The organism is Bacillus sp. 7894-2 (genome assembly GCF_002272225.1).
Lineage (GTDB): Bacteria > Bacillota > Bacilli > Bacillales > Cytobacillaceae > Cytobacillus.
In genome coordinates, this window is sequence record NZ_NPDG01000097.1 from 1 (window position 1) to 17,639 (window position 17,639).

Here is a 17,639-nt window from a genome sequence, read left to right on the forward strand (position 1 = left end):
TGTCTTTGTGACCCACTTCCTGTGGGCCTCAACTAACAATCAGTGGGGGACAAGGAAAACCCCCACTGATTGAAGTTTCACTTTATGTAATGTTATTAGTCATATCATACATCATTTTTTCAAGAGCTAAAAATAATTAGATATATTCTATTAGTACTTATTCTATTTTAAAATATCCGGCAAAGAACCCGGAAATTATTAAATTGATTTAAATTATGTTACGATAATATAGAAAGCTGGCAGGTGAATTAGCAGATGTTTTCCCAATCACTCATTTTTTTGTTTCTATTGCTGGGGATAGGTTTAATTGCAAAAAATCAATCACTGATCATTGCTGTCTTTGTTTTGATTATCCTTAAAGCAGCCGGCCTGGATTCAAAAGCCTTTTCATTCCTGCAGTCCAAGGGAATTAACTGGGGTGTAACCATTATTACCATTGCTGTCCTTGCACCTATAGCCAGTGGTGAAATCGGCTTCCGGGATTTAGGAGGGGCATTTAAATCCCCGTATGCGTGGGTTGCTCTAGTCTCAGGGATTGCAGTTGCTCTTCTGGCAAAAGGCGGCATCGTATTGCTGGCTGAAGATCCCCATATTACAACTGCTCTTGTCCTGGGGACCATTCTTGCTGTCTCCCTTTTTAAAGGCATTGCCGTTGGTCCTCTGATAGGAGCAGGGATTGCATATATGGCAATGAAAGTCTTTGAGCTTTTTAAATGAATGTTTTTAGATCCTTCATTGCCTTTGGGCAAAAATGCAAATAAACTTTTCTTGAAAAATAATATTTTTTAACAAATTAAGTGCTTTTCATTCACAAAAGTCAGATAATTGTTTATAATAGGACTTGTAAGCGTAACCTATTTCACGGTACCTATTAAATTCAGTTAAGCCCTATTAAAATGTTATTAATATATTTATTTTTTCATTTTTGGAAAAATGTAAGCATTTTCTTTTTTTTAAGAGAGTACCGAGCAACCGCTCGATTAATGCAGTTTGTTTCTTCCATATATCGGGAGTTCGCCAAATGAAGGTTTCACCTTTCATAAATTTGGTCTGTAGATCGGCAGATAAAGCCGGCTTTTAATGGCTGTCCTGCAGCCCTATAAAAGTGTCCCAAAAAAGATAAAGCAGAATGTGGACATGACGAGGAAGCTTTTCTGAAAGATGAAAGATCAGGTTCGGCTTACTTATGTTTAATGTACAGACAAAAATGGGTATGGGGAAATTTTATTATGTAAAGGAGAGATTCGGAATGACAGTAACACGCGGTCTTGAAGGGGTAGTAGCTACTACTTCGTCTATCAGCTCCATCATAGACGATACATTAACCTATGCTGGCTACAATATTGATGATTTGGCTGAAAATGCAAGCTTTGAAGAGGTTATTTATCTTTTATGGCACAGAAAGCTTCCTGCTCAAGCCCAACTGGATGAGTTAAAGAGTCAGCTTGCAGCAAACTACTCTCTTCCAGAGGAAGTTCTGAACCATTTTAAAACATATCCAATTGACAAAGTGCATCCAATGGCTGCCCTTCGTTCTGCAGTGTCTCTATTGGGACTTTATGATGAAGAAGCAGACCAGATGGATGTAGAAGCGAACTATAAAAAAGCAATTCGCCTTCAAGCTAAAATGCCTGCTATCGTAACGGCATTTGCAAGAGTAAGAAAAGGTCTTGAACCAATTGCTCCTAGAACAGATCTTGGATTTGCAGCCAACTTCCTATACATGCTTACAGGCGAAGAGCCTGAAGCAATCGCAATTGAAGCGTTTAATAAAGCGCTGGTTCTTCATGCGGACCATGAATTGAATGCCTCCACGTTCACTGCGCGGGTATGTGTAGCTACTTTGTCTGATATTTATTCAGGAGTTACAGCGGCTATTGGTGCATTGAAAGGACCATTGCATGGCGGTGCCAATGAGGCGGTAATGAAGATGCTTACTGATATCGGCACTCTTGAAAATGTTGAGCCGTATATTCGTGAAAAGCTTGAAAAGAAAGAGAAAATCATGGGCTTTGGCCATCGTGTTTACCGTCAGGGCGATCCTCGTGCCAAGCACTTAAGAGAAATGTCTAAAAAGCTTACAGAGCTTACCGGCGAACCACACTGGTACGAAATGTCCACGCAAATTGAAGCGATCGTTACCGGGGAGAAAAAACTTCCGCCAAATGTCGACTTCTATTCTGCGTCTGTATATCATAGCCTGGGAATCGACCATGACCTGTTCACGCCGATTTTTGCTGTAAGCCGTGTATCTGGCTGGCTGGCTCATATTCTCGAGCAATATGAAAATAACCGTTTGATCCGTCCGCGTGCAGACTATACAGGCCCGGGAATGCAAAAATACGTGCCAGTAGAGCAAAGAAGTCTGTAATAGGCTGAAAAAACAGATTAAAAACTAAAATTACTACTCAGCATTTTACTTTTTATCAAAAAATTGCTGTAATAGAGAGAGCAGGGAAAAGGTTAGGGGCAAATGCCTTCTAACCTTTGAATCTGATATACTGATGCAGCATTGCGCCGACCGAAGACTATATAAATAAAAAGGCTGATGCATGCACTTTTCAAAATGGAGGGTATAACAATGCAAGGTGAAAAAATCACAGTTACTAATGGTGTACTAAACGTACCAAACAATCCAATCGTTCCTTTTATCGAAGGAGACGGAACAGGACCTGATATTTGGGCCGCAGCTTCCCGTGTATTGGATGCATCTGTAGAAAAAGCATATAATGGTGAGCGCAAGCTTGTCTGGAAAGAAGTGTTAGCAGGAGAGAAAGCCTTCAACCAGACTGGCGAGTGGCTTCCTTCCGAAACACTTGATATGATCAATGAATATCTTATTGCCATTAAAGGCCCATTAACAACACCAATCGGCGGAGGAATCCGTTCTCTTAACGTTGCGCTTCGCCAGGAGCTTGACCTGTTTGTGTGCCTGCGTCCGGTTCGCTGGTTTGAAGGTGTTCCTTCACCAGTCAAACGCCCTCAGGATACTGATATGGTTATTTTCCGTGAAAATACTGAAGATATTTATGCCGGCATTGAGTATGCTAAAGGCTCTGATGAGGTTAAAAAACTGATTTCATTCCTTCAGGATGAGATGGGTGTTAATAAGATCCGCTTCCCGGAAACTTCAGGCATCGGCATTAAGCCTGTTTCAGAAGAGGGAACCAGCCGCCTTGTACGTGCTGCTATTGAGTATGCCATTAAAGAGGGCCGTAAATCCCTAACACTTGTACATAAAGGCAATATCATGAAATTTACTGAAGGTGCCTTTAAGAACTGGGGTTATGAGCTTGCTGAAAGAGAGTACGGAGAAAAAGTATTCACTTGGGCTCAATATGACCGCATTAAGGATGAGCAGGGTGTTGAAGCTGCAAACAAAGCACAGGCAGATGCAGAAGCAGCCGGCAAAATTATTGTTAAAGATGCGATTGCTGATATTTTCCTTCAGCAGATCCTTACCCGTCCAAAAGAGTTTGATGTTGTTGCAACAATGAACTTGAATGGTGATTATATTTCTGATGCTCTTGCTGCACAGGTAGGCGGAATTGGTATTGCTCCTGGAGCAAACATTAACTATGAAACTGGACATGCGATCTTCGAAGCAACACATGGTACAGCTCCGAAGTATGCCGGTCTTGATAAGGTTAATCCTTCATCTGTTATTCTTTCAGGTGTATTAATGCTTGAGCACCTTGGATGGAACGAAGCTGCAAACATGATCGTTAAATCTATGGAGAAATCTATTGCTTCTAAAGTCGTAACATATGACTTTGCGCGTCTAATGGATGGAGCAACTGAAGTAAAATGCTCTGAATTTGCCGACGAACTAATTAAAAACATGGAATAAAAAAGTAAAAGCGCCTTTAATAAAAGGCGCTTTTGATTAATATACTATTCATGCAGTACATTTAGTGTACTTCCCTGAGGAAACTTCTTTTGCCGGGCAGCTGGCGATTCTCTGAAATTGTGTATATAGGAAGGTTGTTCCTTGAAACAGCCTCTTACATAAAGGATACAAATCCTGAACTTTCATTTCCAAAAGGAGGAACTGCTCATGTCATTGAAACGCAAAAAGATTTCTGTAATCGGTGGAGGATTTACTGGAGCAACAACTGCATTCTTACTGGCTCAAAAGGAACTTGGGGATGTCGTATTGGTCGATATTCCGCAAATGGAAAATCCTACAAAGGGAAAAGCTCTTGATATGCTTGAAGCAAGTCCTGTTCAGGGATTCGATTCAAATATCACAGGAACTTCAAGCTATGAAGATACACAAGACTCCGACATTGTTGTTATTACAGCAGGCATTGCACGAAAGCCGGGCATGAGCCGTGATGACCTTGTACAAACGAACCAGAAGATTATGAAAAGTGTAGCCCAGGAGATTGCAAAACATTCTCCAAATAGCTATATTGTTGTGCTTACTAATCCAGTGGATGCGATGACTTATACAGTTTTCAAGGAATCAGGCTTCCCGAAAAACCGTGTAATAGGACAATCGGGTGTTCTTGACACAGCCCGCTTCCGGACATTTGTCGCGCAGGAACTGAATTTGTCTGTTAAAGACATTACAGGATTTGTACTTGGAGGACATGGTGATGACATGGTTCCGCTAGTCCGCTATTCATATGCTGGCGGCATTCCTTTAGAATCATTAATTTCAAAAGATCGTCTGGATGCCATTGTCGAGCGTACACGCAAAGGCGGAGGAGAGATCGTTAACTTATTAGGCAATGGAAGTGCCTACTATGCTCCAGCAGCTTCCCTTGTGGAAATGTGTGAAGCTATCCTTAAAGATCAGCGCCGCGTACTGCCTTCCATTGCTTACCTTGAAGGAGAATATGGCTACGAAGGAATCTATCTGGGTGTGCCTGCAATCCTTGGAGCAAACGGAATCGAAAAAGTAATAGAGCTTGAACTGACAAGTGAAGAAAAAGCTGCCCTCGATAAGTCGGCAGATTCAGTTCGCAAGGTAATGGAAGTATTAGCTTACTAGGGTGATCTAATCTATGTGAAGAAAATCCGGGGAATTTCTCCCGGATTTTTTTTACTGGAAGCCCTTTTGGGAAATAGTATAAAATGATATCATAGAGAGAATAGACTGAATAATTTAAAATATTGTACAGTCTATTTTTTACAGTTATTATGTAAACGGTTACAACACTCGGAGGTGCTTAGCTATGCTGCTTGGAAAGAAAAGAAAACTGGGAAGAACAATAGAAGAAATATCTGTGGGCGAAAAATTGACGCTAACAGAAAAAATAGAAGATAAGGATCTATTGCTGTACCTGGGTCTGACAAACGATGCAAACCCATTATATATTCAGCATGATTATGCTTCACAAACACCTTATAAAAAACCAATTGTACCAAGTGTTATGCTGAATGGCATCATAAACTCTGCCATATCGAAATATTTGCCGGGCCCAGGAAGCCATGTTTTAAAACAGGAAATCGAGTACACGAAGCCTGTCTATCATTATGGTACGGTTCAATTTTTATTTGAAGTAACAGAAGTGAACACCTCAAATCATACCGTGCAAATTAAGGTCCAGGGAACAAATGAAGAGGACCAGACGGTTATTAATGGACAGCTCCTTGTATGCCCGCCATACAAGCCTCAGCCTATGGATGGCAATGCTTTGGATAATTTCTGATAGTCAAAAGATGTGCAGCATATGCACATCTTTTTTGATGAATCCTCCCTTTACAGCAATTGACCCGAAAAAAATCATGAACTATATTATAATAAAGATATGTGGCAAAAGGGGTTTAATAGGCAGGAGGGATACCTGCTTTTTATAAGTGAGAGTCAACCAATTGAAGTACAAAGAGGGGTAATTCATTCACTCGGAGGATCGCATGGATAAGAAAATTCTAGTTGTAGATGACGAACAATCTATTGTAACTTTACTTCAATACAACCTGCAGCAGGCGGGCTATGAAGTACTTACGGCCATAGATGGCCAGGAGGGCAAAGATCTGGCCATTTCTGAAAAGCCGGATCTTATTGTTCTTGATCTTATGCTGCCAAAGCTTGATGGAATAGAAGTATGCAAACAGCTTAGACAGCAGAAAATAGCGACGCCTATTTTAATGCTGACGGCCAAGGATGATGAGTTTGATAAGGTTCTTGGTCTTGAACTGGGTGCAGATGATTACATGACAAAACCTTTCAGCCCGCGGGAAGTGGTTGCCAGAGTTAAAGCGATCTTGCGGAGAACACAATTTGTGCCTGAAGCTTCCGAAGAGAAAGCAGAAGATGGTGATTCTTTTAGGATTGGCGGTCTTAAAATCTTTCCACAGCATTATGAAGCTTATTTTGAAGAAGAACTCCTTGAATTAACTCCTAAGGAATTTGAATTGCTATTATATCTTGCCAAGAATAAAAGCCGTGTCCTTACAAGGGATCAGCTGCTTAGTGCAGTCTGGAATTATGATTTTGCAGGAGACACGAGAATCGTTGATGTACATATTAGCCATTTAAGAGAGAAAATTGAAGCAAACACCAAAAAACCTGTATATATTAAGACCATTCGCGGACTGGGCTACAAATTGGAGGAGCCTAAAGGAGAATGACGACCTTTCGCACCCGCCTGCTTTTCGCATTGCTTTCTTTAATTCTGGTTGTATTAATTGCATTAGGCCTTCTTTTAGGCCAGCTTTTTAAAAGCTATTATTTAAATACATTTGATGCACGTCTTCAAAAAGAGACTGAAATGGCGGCGAGCTATATTGAGGGCAATGGAGGAATTGGATCCATTAGTATTGAGAGAATCAATGAGCTTGGTGACATACTTGATGTGCATGTAACTGCTACTGATAGCAAGGGCAGAATATTAATGGATAGCAGCATAAAAAGTGAGACAACGCAAAACAGGCACCAGGAAATCATATTTGAAGTATTAAAAAAGAAATCTGCATATGAATCAGGATGGGAAGTGGCCGGAGGGTTTAATCTGCACTATTATTGGCAGCCTGTCATGGTAAATGGCGAGAAGGAAGGCTATATCTTCTTAAGCACAAAGCTGGCTGAATTCCAAAAGGCCTATCAGCAGATTTGGTGGATTTTAGCTGTCAGTCTTGGGCTGTCTTTATTTATGATTATTCTGCTCGGGTCAAGAATTATGGCACGATATACAAAGCCTATCGAGTCAGCAACACAGGTTGCGATTGAACTTACTAAGGGGAACTATCGGGCAAGGACTTATGAAGATCAGGAAGATGAAACAGGTATGCTGAGTAAGTCTATTAACGTACTGGCTAGGAATCTTCAGGAAATGGTGAAATCCCAGGAAATGCAGCAGGACAGACTTGGGGCGCTTATTGAAAACATGGGAAGCGGTTTGATTCTAATTGACAGCAGAGGCTATATTAATTTAGTGAACCGGCCATATAAAGAGGTTTTCAATGTCAATCCCTCCGAATACCTTTACAAGCTTTATTATGAAGTGATAGAACATAAAGGTATTACCGAAGTGGTTGAAGAAATTTTCATGACCGAGCAGAAAGTAAAAAAACAGCTCATTATTCCCGTCAATATCGAAAGACGTTATTTTGAAGTATATGGAGTTCCAATTATCGGCACGAATGATGAATGGAAAGGGATATTGCTGGTTTTTCATGATATTACAGAACTGAAGAAGCTTGAGCAAATGAGGAAGGATTTTGTAGCGAACGTTTCTCATGAATTGAAAACACCTATTACCTCTATAAAGGGCTTCTCTGAAACTCTTTTGGATGGTGCGATGGAAAACAAACAGACTCTTAATGATTTCCTTAACATCATTTTAAAGGAAAGTGATCGCCTGCAATCTCTTATTCAGGAATTGCTGGATCTGTCGAAAATCGAAAAACAAGGCTTTAGTTTGTCCATTCAGCAGCTGGATCTGGCTGATGTGCTCGAGGATGTGGTAGCCATCATGAAAGGAAAAGCAGCGGAAAAGGAAATCGTTTTGGAATATAAGAGAGTGGATAAACCTGTATATATTGTAGGTGATGTTCACCGGCTTAAGCAGGTGTTTATAAATATTATATCAAATGCCATTTCATATACGCCAAATCAAGGGGTCGTCTATATTTCGTCTGCAGATACAGGCAGCACGGTTATAACCGAAATAAGGGATACGGGGATTGGAATTGAAGCCGGAGAAATTCCGCGTATCTTTGAACGTTTTTATCGGGTTGATAAAGCCAGAAGCAGAAACTCCGGCGGAACAGGGCTGGGGCTTGCAATCGTAAAGCATCTCGTTGAAGCACATAAGGGAACCATCTCAGTAAAAAGCGAGGTCGGCAAAGGCACCGCCTTTATTATTGAACTTCCGAAAAAGATGTAGGACAAAAATGGATGAAGTGGCAGGATTAACTTTACATTATTTTTACAGGAGATTTATGTTCCCTTTACATTCCGCTGATAAAATCATAATTGTTAAACCCCCTTCATCCAAGGAGCATAGAAAAAGGTGAAAGCTGACCCCGCTTTCGCCTTTTTCATTTTTTACGACTTTCCCTTTTTTTTAACTTTTGTCATATTTATGAAACCTTTACGTAAATAAATCGTATGAAAAGTTATAGAAAGTGCATGGAAGGGGAGAGAGAAATGATCAGCTTAAAGCGGATTTATACAATCGCAGGGCTAATTATCGCAATTGTTATTTTAAGTATAGTTGCCTTTACAACATGGTATACCGTCGATGAATCAGATCAGGCAGTCATTTTAACATTTGGAAAAGTTGAGGAAGGCATTACGGAGCCGGGACTTCACTTTAAGCTGCCGTGGCCTGTCCAAAGCGTGGAGAAGCTTTCGAAGGAAACCTTTTCGCTGCAGTTTGGATATGAAGAAAAAGATGGAAAAATAAAGGATTTTCCCGATGAGACAAAGATGATAACCGGGGATGAAAATATCGTTCTTGCAGATCTGGTTGTACAGTGGAAAATTACTGATCCGGAAAAATACCTTTATAATGCTGAGGAGCCGGAAGAAATTCTATATGATGCTACTTCCTCATCCTTAAGAAGTATTATCGGAGGATCTAAGATAGATGACGCGCTGACTTCAGGTAAAGCGGATATCGAAGCGGATGTCAGAGAGCTCCTAACCACTTTAATTGGCAAATATGATATTGGCATATCCATTCTTGCAGTAAAACTTCAGGATGTCGAGCTGCCGAATGATGATGTAAGAAAAGCTTTTACAGATGTAACCGATGCGAGGGAAACCGCCAATACTAAAAAAAATGAAGCAGATAAATATAAGAATCAGAGAATGAATGAAGCAGAAGGTGAGAAGAAAGCCCTTATCTCTAAAGCAAATGGGGAAAAGGCAGCCCGTCTCGAAAGAGCACGTGGAGATGTAGCAGTCTTTAATAAATTGTATGGGGAATATAAAAATAATCCTGATATAACAAGAGAGCGTCTTGTTATTGAAACGCTTGAGCAGGTTCTTCCAGGTGCAGAGATTTACATTATGAATGACGATGGAAACACTATGAAGTATTTCCCGATCAGGCCTCTGGAGAAAGAACAGGCTAAACCGAAAGAGGAGGGAGGCACGGATAATGAGTGATCAAAATATTGTGAATATCAATGAACGAGGCGGAAATTTCAAGTGGAGAAGCTATACCAAACTGGGAATCATCCTGGTGCTCATCATTGCAGGACTAGGGATATTGTTCAGCAACCTGTTTATTGTAAAGGAAGGGGAATACAAGGTTATCCGTCAATTTGGAGAGGTGGTCAGGATTGAGAAAGAACCTGGATTAGCGTATAAAATACCATTCATCCAAAGTGTTACCACACTCCCAAAATATCAAATGACTTATGACGTGTCTGAAGCTGAAATCAATACAAAAGACAAAAAAGTCATGATTATCGATAACTATGCTGTCTGGAAGATTGAGGATCCGAAGAAAATGATCTCCAACGCCAGAACATTGGAGGGAGCAGAGGCCAGAATGGAAGAGTTCATCTACTCCGTGACCCGCTCCGAACTGGGCCGGCTGAATTATGAAGAAATCATCAATGATGAAAAATCTTCACGAGGATCATTGAATGATCAAATCACCACAAAAGTGAATGAGCTGCTTGGAAATGATAATTATGGAATCACAGTAACGGATGTTCGCATTAAAAGGACTGATCTGCCGTCTGAAAATGAACAGTCTGTGTATACCAGAATGATTTCCGAGCGCCAGTCGACAGCCCAGGAATATTTGTCCAGGGGTGATGCCCAGAAGAATGTTATTATTGCTGAAACAGACAGGACCGTCAGGGAAATGCTTGCGAAGGCCCAGGCAGATGCTGAAGTCATTCGGGCAGAAGGGGAAGCGGGAGCCGCGAAGGTCTACAATGAAGCCTTCTCAAAAGATCCTGAATTCTATTCCTTATTCCGGACACTTGAATCCTATAAAAAGACTATCAATGGCGAGACTGTAATTGTTCTGCCTTCTAATTCACCATATGCCCGTCTGCTGATGGGGAATACTAATTAGATAGCCTTTAAATGGAAAGCCGTTATTTTTCTTTCTCTATCTGCTCATGATAGAATAAAGGAAAATAACGGCTTATTTATTGTGGGCAAGGGCACTTGCGCTTTTCAAGTTAGACAACTGTCTAGCTCCAGCACCTACCCCCTCGAGGTGTCGGGGGTGGACAAGGCGCTTCCGCGTTTCTTAATAAGGAGGAGATATTAGTTGGATAAAAAAAAGCTTGTTCTGATAGATGGCAACAGCATCGCTTATCGGGCATTTTTTGCTTTGCCGCTCTTAAACAATGATAAAGGAATACATACCAATGCTGTTTACGGATTTACCATGATGCTGCAGAGGATTCTGGAGGATGAAAAACCGACTCATCTCCTAGTGGCGTTCGATGCAGGAAAAACAACCTTCCGCCATAAAACCTTTAGCGAATATAAAGGCGGCCGTCAGAAAACCCCGCCTGAGCTATCAGAGCAGTTTCCTTATATAAGAGAGCTTCTGGATGCTTACGGAATCTCCAGATATGAACTGGAAAATTATGAAGCGGATGATATCATTGGAACACTGTCCCTACATGCCGAAAAAGATGGCTATGAAGTTAAAGTTATATCAGGGGATAAGGATTTAACGCAGTTAAGTTCCGATTCTGTCACAGTCAGCATCACCCGCAAAGGAATTACAGATATTGAAGAATACACGCCGGCTCATATAGATGAGAAATACGGAATCACACCTGACAGGATTATTGATATGAAAGGCCTGATGGGGGATAGTTCAGATAATATTCCGGGTGTGCCGGGAGTTGGCGAAAAAACAGCCCTTAAATTGCTGAAAGAGTTTGGGACCCTTGAAGAGCTCTTGGAATCTGTTGATAAGGTGAATGGAAAAAAACTGAAAGAAAAGCTGGAAGAATTCAGAGATCAAGCTTTAATGAGCAAAGAATTAGCTACTATCACGAGGGAAGCCCCCGTTGAAATAAAAATTGAAGACATTGAATATGAAGGTTTTGAAAAAGAGAAAGTTAAAGGCATCTTTAAAGAACTTGGCTTTAACTCGCTGCTTGAAAAAATCGGCGGGGACACTGAAGCAATCGAAGAGGATTTGGATGAAATTGAATTTAACATTGCAGACGAAATTAAAGAAGATATGTTTTCTGATGAAAATGCATTTTATGTTGAGCTTCTAGAGGATAATTACCACTATGCAGACATCATTGGTTTTTCCGTTGCGAATGAAAAAGGGAATTTCTTCTTCTCCAAAGATAAGGCACTGGAGTCAGATGTTTTTATAAGATGGGCTGAAGATGAAACGAAAAAGAAGACAGTGTATGATGCAAAAAGGTCTGAAGTGTCACTGCGGCATCATGGGATTCATCTAAAGGGAGCAGACTTTGATCTTTATATTGCTTCATATATTATTAACCCGTCTCAAACTATTGAGGATATAGCATCTATAGCAAAAAATCATGGCTATCATGCGATTCATTCTGATGAAGCTTTCTACGGCAAAGGAGCAAAAAGGCGGATTCCGGAAGAAAAAGAACTTGGCGGACATTTAGCAAGAAAAGCAGCAGCCTTGATGACATTGAGGGAAAAGCTTGATAGTGATTTAAAGGAAAACCAGCAATCCGAGCTGTTTTATGACCTGGAAATGCCACTTTCTTTAATATTAGCAGATATGGAATCAACTGGAGTTAAAGTGGATTTAGAACGCCTGAGGACGATGGGACAGGATCTGCTCTCCAAATTGGATGAAATTGAAAAGCGGATACATGATCTTGCCGGGGAAGCTTTTAATATCAATTCTCCAAAACAGCTCGGTGTAATCCTTTTTGAAAAATTGGGGCTGCCAGTCATTAAAAAAACGAAGACAGGCTATTCCACTTCGGCAGACGTTCTTGAAAAACTTGAGAACGATCATGAAATAATCCGGGATATCCTGCACTACCGCCAGCTTGGCAAGCTTCAGTCCACTTATATTGAAGGCCTGCTGAAGGTAGTTAACAAAGAAACAGGCAAAGTCCACACCAGGTTCAATCAGGCTCTTACACAGACAGGAAGATTAAGCTCAACAGATCCGAACCTGCAAAACATTCCCATCCGTCTGGAGGAAGGGCGAAAAATCAGGCAGGCATTTGTCCCTTCAGAACCCGGCTGGGCTATCTTTGCTGCAGACTATTCCCAGATTGAATTGAGAGTGCTGGCCCATATTGCAGATGATGAAAAGCTGATTGAAGCCTTTATGGAAGATATGGATATTCACACCAAAACGGCAATGGAAGTATTCCACGTTAATGCCGATGAAGTTACGTCCAATATGCGGCGCCATGCTAAGGCAGTTAACTTCGGGATAGTATACGGAATCAGTGATTACGGTCTTTCCCAAAGCCTTGGCATCACACGGAAAGAAGCCGGAAAATTCATTGACAGGTATCTTGAAAGCTATCCGGGTGTTAAGCAGTACATGGACGATATCACCCATGAGGCAAAACAGAAAGGATATGTCTCAACCCTTCTTCACAGAAGAAGATATCTGCCAGAAATCACAAGCCGAAACTTTAACCTGCGAAGCTTTGCTGAACGCACCGCCATGAACACACCAATTCAGGGCAGTGCAGCGGATATAATTAAAAAGGCGATGATTGACATGGCTGACCGCTTAAGAAAAGAAGGACTCAAAGCACGCCTTCTGCTCTCAGTACACGATGAACTGATCTTTGAAGCACCTGAGGATGAAATAGAAACACTCAAAAAAATTGTGCCGGACGTAATGGAAAATACAGTAGAACTGAAAGTTCCGCTCAAAGTTGATTACTCCTATGGTCCGACATGGTTTGATGCGAAATAACAGTGAACTGTATTTTGAATGCAGAAAATGCATGGCAAAGGAGGGATAACCATGCCCGAACTTCCTGAAGTTGAAACAGTCAGAAGAACATTGCAGGAATTGGTGGTCGGCAAAACCATTTCACATGTATCGGTTTTCTGGCCAAAAATGGTTAAGCATCCCGAAGAGCTTGCGCAATTCCAGGATGCTTTAGCAGGCCAAACCTTTCAGGATATTGGCAGGAGAGGAAAATTCCTAATCCTTTACACCAATGAGTATGCACTAGTATCCCACCTGAGAATGGAGGGCAGGTACGGCCTTTACGCTAAAGAAGAACCTGTGGAAAAACACACTCATGTGATTTTTCACTTTACAGATGACACTGAACTCAGGTACAAAGATGTCCGTAAATTTGGAACGATGCACCTATATACAAAGGGGGAAGAACTTAAGACACTTCCGCTGGCCCATCTGGGACCGGAACCATTTGCAGAAGAATTTACGGTGGAAGACCTTGCTGCTAGACTTTCCCGGACCTCCCGCCATGTCAAAACTGCGCTTCTCGACCAGAAAACGATCGTAGGGCTTGGCAATATATATGTGGATGAAGCTTTATTCCGTTCACGAATTCATCCTGAAAGAGCGGCAAATAGCTTAACAAGAAGCGAATTGGAGACACTTCACAAAGAAATTGCAGATACCCTGAGAGAAGCGGTAGATAAAGGAGGGAGCACCATTCGCTCCTATGTTAATTCCCAGGGACAAATGGGCATGTTCCAGCTCGAGCTTTTTGTTTATGGGCGAAAAGGGGAAGATTGCAAAGTCTGCGGAAGCACACTTGAGCGGATCATAACTGGAGGCAGGGGCACGGTCTATTGTCCGGCTTGCCAGAGAAAATAATAATTCCGAATAGAGCTTAACTGCGTTTCGAATAACATTGGATGGGCTCCTTCCATATACTATCGTAGCGATTGACAGGGAGGAGCTCTATTCTATGGCGCATATTTTCTCACTTTTGATACTTGCTTTTGCTGTCAGTCTTGACAGTTTTAGTGTCGGTTTAACCTATGGTTTGAGGAAAATGAGCATACCATTTAAATCGATCAGTATAATCGCTTGCTGTTCAGCTATTACATTAATGGCTGCCATGACAATCGGCCATTTAATAGAAGCCTTTTTATCTCCGGCTTTAGCTGAAAGTTTAGGAGGAGTCATTCTTATTTTTCTCGGTGCCTGGGTCCTATATCAATTTTTCAGGCCGGAAAAGGTGAAGGATGTCCTGCCGCATGAAAAGACAATTGTAAATCTGGAAATCAAATCTCTTGGGCTTGTCATTAATATCCTGAAAAAGCCGATGTCCGCCGATTTTGATAAATCCGGTGCCATCACAGGAATTGAAGCGCTAATGCTCGGGCTAGCCCTATCACTTGATGCTTTTGGAGCTGGGATCGGTGCAGCTATGTTGGGCTACTCGCCTTTCTACCTGGCAATGACGGTCGCCGTTATGAGCTCTCTGTTTGTGTTTATGGGAATGCAAGTGGGGTCTATTTTCTCAAAAAGCGGATGGGTCCATAAATTTTCATTCATTCCTGGCATTATTTTGATCGTAATCGGGATACTAAAAATTTAGCATTTTTTTGAAAGGAACACACTATGTCACTTACTGTAGGTTTGACAGGCGGAATAGCAAGCGGGAAAAGCACCGTTTCATCTCTCCTGATCGAAAAAGGATATACTGTAATAGACGCGGATATAGAAGCCAGATTAGCTGTTGAAAAAGGAGAGGAAGCTTATCAGGAAATTGTCCGTCATTTTGGGGAAAGGGTTCTTCTTAAAGATGGTTCAATTGATCGCGGAGAACTGGGCTCCATTATTTTTCACGATGAAAAAGAGCGGAAGGTCCTGAATAGCATAGTACACCCTGCAGTCCGCAAAAGGATGACAGCCAAAAAGGAACAGGCAATCAGCCACAATGAACAACTGATCATACTTGATATACCGCTTTTATTTGAAAGCAAATTACAATACATGTGCGACAAAACCTTATTAGTATATGCAGATGAAGATATACAGCTGCAAAGGCTGATGCAAAGAAATCAGCTGTCCGAGAAAGAAGCGATGGCAAGAATTCAATCCCAGTTACCTTTAAGAGAGAAGAAGGAATTGGCCGATGCTGTAATCGATAATAATGGCACAATTGAAGAAACAGAAAAACAATTATGGAGCATTTTAAAAAAATGGAATGCTATCTGAGGGGCCTGTGACAGGCTCTTTTTTTGATGCATTTAAAGCCCAATTAGTATGACAAAATAATCAGCATGCGTCTGTATGATAGACCATAATCCTATAATAATTAGAAAAAGTATGAGCTGATATTTCTGAATTGTTGAACATTAAAAAATCCGCATTTTATTCATCACAAATGATCTTCAATATGTTATACTAATTACATCTTAGGGTAATAAAAAGTATAACACTAATGCGGAAGGGGCCGTAACATGAAGGCGAAAATAGCGATTAATGGTTTTGGAAGAATTGGACGTATGGTTTTTAGAAAAGCCATCCTTGATGAAAATCTTGAAGTGGCTGCCATAAATGCAAGCTATCCGGCTGAAACTTTGGCACACTTAATTAAATATGATACAAACCATGGACCATTCGAAGGAAGCGTTGTTCCGGAAGATGATGCTATTGTTGTGAACGGTAAAAGAGTTCAGCTTGTCAGCAGCCGGAATCCTGAAGAACTTCCCTGGAAAGAAATGAATATCGATATCGTTATTGAAGCTACAGGAAAGTTTAATTCCCGTGATAAAGCGGCTCTACATCTTGATGCCGGAGCTAAAAAGGTCATACTTACTGCTCCTGGAAAAAATGAAGATGTGACTATTGTTATGGGCGTAAATGAAAGCGCATTAAAAATCGAAGAACATGATATTATTTCAAATGCATCCTGTACAACAAACTGCCTTGCACCTGTTGCAAAAGTCCTTGATGAACAATTCGGCATTGAAAACGGACTTATGACAACAGTTCATGCATATACAAATGATCAAAAAAATATTGATAACCCGCATAAGGACCTGCGCCGTGCACGTGCTTGCGGACAGTCGATCATCCCGACTTCCACTGGTGCTGCCAAAGCTTTGTCGCTGGTATTGCCTCATTTAAAGGGCAAATTGCATGGAATGGCACTGCGTGTGCCAACTCCTAACGTTTCCTTAGTTGACCTCGTGGTAGACTTAAAGCGCGACGTTACAATTGAAGAAGTGAATGCGGCATTCGCAACAGCTTCACAAGGGTCTCTGCATGGTATCCTGGATATTACTGACGAACCTTTAGTGTCAATCGATTTCAACACAAATGAACACTCTGCCATCATTGATGGATTATCTACTATGGTAATCGGCACCAGCAAAGTGAAAGTGCTTGCCTGGTACGATAATGAGTGGGGCTATTCTTGCCGTGTCGTAGACTTGACAAAATATGTTGCACAGGAACTTTTTCAGGCATCTGCCGTAAAGGTTGGATAATTGCCAATCTCTTTTAATATAAAACTACCCATACCCTTAAAGCCTGCCATTCCCCGGCAGGCTCCTTTTATTGGACAAAATTAATCCTGAGAAGGAAAAGTCTTCAGAAATTTTGCCAAAAAAAATGTATTACAATGTGTTGCAAAAAAAAATTAAACAAAGTATACTAATCCTCGTGAACTTCTCCGAGGTTTTGGTATGGTAGCTACTTAAAGGGTTAGGACCTCTCTGGACTAACTTTCCCCCGTGGTAGTTATAGACCAGTATAAATCTGGAATTTCATTAATTAATAGCTTAAAAGTTTAAAGGGGGAAATTTGAATATGGAAACTATGGGTCGTCACGTTATCTCAGAACTTTGGGGATGCGATTTTGAAAAGTTAAATGATATGGATTTTATTGAGCAGACATTTGTAAATGCTGCATTAAAATCTGGTGCTGAAATTCGCGAGGTTGCATTTCATAAGTTTGCGCCACAGGGTGTAAGCGGAGTGGTGATCATCTCTGAATCTCATTTAACTATTCACAGCTTCCCGGAGCATGGCTATGCCAGCATTGATGTGTATACGTGTGGAGATCTTGACCCTAACATCGCTGCAGACTTTATTGCAGAAGCGTTAGGAGCTCAAACGCGTGAGAATATCGAAATTCCTCGCGGTATGGGTCCAGTTCAAGTTAAACAAGCTCAAGTACTTTAATAAAGAATAATCTTAGGCAATCCAGAGGTGTATCATAATACACCTCTTTTTATTTTGCCTAAAATCCCATTGCCTTTAGTATCTCTATAAAAAATAGTACAATAA

15 protein-coding genes are annotated in these 17,639 nt (G+C 41.1%); all 15 read left to right on the top strand.

The genetic code is table 11. From position 1 onward, the window contains the following. Window positions 1-255 precede the first annotated feature (255 nt). The 15 genes from CHI10_RS14205 to speD all read left to right on the top strand — a co-directional run bounded on the left by CHI10_RS14205 (window position 256) and on the right by speD (window position 17,534). Complete coding sequence (locus tag CHI10_RS14205; RefSeq protein WP_095244900.1) at window positions 256-717, top strand: DUF441 domain-containing protein; 462 nt, start codon at window positions 256-258, stop codon at window positions 715-717. A gap of 532 nt (window positions 718-1,249) precedes the next feature. Next, window positions 1,250-2,371 (top strand): citrate synthase, encoded by a 1,122-nt coding sequence (citZ, locus tag CHI10_RS14210; protein WP_095244901.1) that lies wholly within the window; start codon window positions 1,250-1,252, stop codon window positions 2,369-2,371. Between the two features lie 210 nt (window positions 2,372-2,581). Further along, window positions 2,582-3,850, top strand: coding sequence for an NADP-dependent isocitrate dehydrogenase (icd, locus tag CHI10_RS14215; RefSeq protein ID WP_095244902.1), 1,269 nt, complete (start codon window positions 2,582-2,584; stop codon window positions 3,848-3,850). 207 nt (window positions 3,851-4,057) lie between these two features. After that, entirely contained in the window at window positions 4,058-4,999 is a 942-nt protein-coding gene (gene mdh, locus CHI10_RS14220; protein ID WP_076260697.1) for a malate dehydrogenase, read from the top strand. Window positions 5,000-5,183: 184 nt separating this feature from the next. Continuing rightward, window positions 5,184-5,660: a MaoC/PaaZ C-terminal domain-containing protein gene (locus CHI10_RS14225; RefSeq protein ID WP_095244903.1), complete on the top strand. Its 477-nt coding sequence runs from the start codon at window positions 5,184-5,186 to the stop codon at window positions 5,658-5,660. 205 nt (window positions 5,661-5,865) lie between these two features. Next, window positions 5,866-6,582, top strand: a complete 717-nt coding sequence (locus tag CHI10_RS14230; protein WP_095244904.1) for a response regulator transcription factor — start codon at window positions 5,866-5,868, stop codon at window positions 6,580-6,582. Next, window positions 6,579-8,339, top strand: coding sequence for a two-component system histidine kinase PnpS (pnpS, locus tag CHI10_RS14235; protein WP_095244905.1), 1,761 nt, complete (start codon window positions 6,579-6,581; stop codon window positions 8,337-8,339). Before CHI10_RS14230 ends, pnpS begins: the two co-directional genes overlap by 4 nt. Before the next feature lie 263 nt (window positions 8,340-8,602). Next, window positions 8,603-9,568, top strand: coding sequence for an FtsH protease activity modulator HflK (gene hflK, locus CHI10_RS14240; protein ID WP_095244906.1), 966 nt, complete (start codon window positions 8,603-8,605; stop codon window positions 9,566-9,568). Next, the gene (gene hflC, locus CHI10_RS14245) at window positions 9,561-10,493 is read left to right on the top strand and encodes a protease modulator HflC (RefSeq protein WP_095244907.1); all 933 of its coding nucleotides are present in this window, start codon (window positions 9,561-9,563) and stop codon (window positions 10,491-10,493) included. Before hflK ends, hflC begins: the two co-directional genes overlap by 8 nt. A gap of 201 nt (window positions 10,494-10,694) precedes the next feature. After that, window positions 10,695-13,328: a DNA polymerase I gene (gene polA, locus CHI10_RS14250; protein ID WP_095244908.1), complete on the top strand. Its 2,634-nt coding sequence runs from the start codon at window positions 10,695-10,697 to the stop codon at window positions 13,326-13,328. Between the two features lie 51 nt (window positions 13,329-13,379). Further along, entirely contained in the window at window positions 13,380-14,207 is an 828-nt protein-coding gene (gene mutM, locus CHI10_RS14255; protein WP_095244909.1) for a DNA-formamidopyrimidine glycosylase, read from the top strand. Window positions 14,208-14,301: 94 nt separating this feature from the next. Then, a complete protein-coding gene (gene ytaF, locus CHI10_RS14260; protein WP_095244910.1) occupies window positions 14,302-14,937 on the top strand; it encodes a sporulation membrane protein YtaF in 636 nt (211 codons plus the stop codon). Window positions 14,938-14,960: 23 nt separating this feature from the next. Beyond that, window positions 14,961-15,560 (top strand): dephospho-CoA kinase, encoded by a 600-nt coding sequence (gene coaE / locus CHI10_RS14265; RefSeq protein WP_095244911.1) that lies wholly within the window; start codon window positions 14,961-14,963, stop codon window positions 15,558-15,560. A gap of 245 nt (window positions 15,561-15,805) precedes the next feature. Beyond that, on the top strand, window positions 15,806-16,837 hold the full coding sequence (locus CHI10_RS14270; protein ID WP_095244912.1) for a glyceraldehyde-3-phosphate dehydrogenase: 1,032 nt from the start codon (window positions 15,806-15,808) through the stop codon (window positions 16,835-16,837). A 322-nt stretch (window positions 16,838-17,159) separates the two neighbouring features. Then, window positions 17,160-17,534 carry an adenosylmethionine decarboxylase gene (gene speD / locus CHI10_RS14275; protein ID WP_048008383.1) on the top strand — a complete coding sequence of 125 codons (375 nt, stop codon included), beginning with the start codon at window positions 17,160-17,162 and terminating at the stop codon, window positions 17,532-17,534. Window positions 17,535-17,639: the final 105 nt, after the last annotated feature.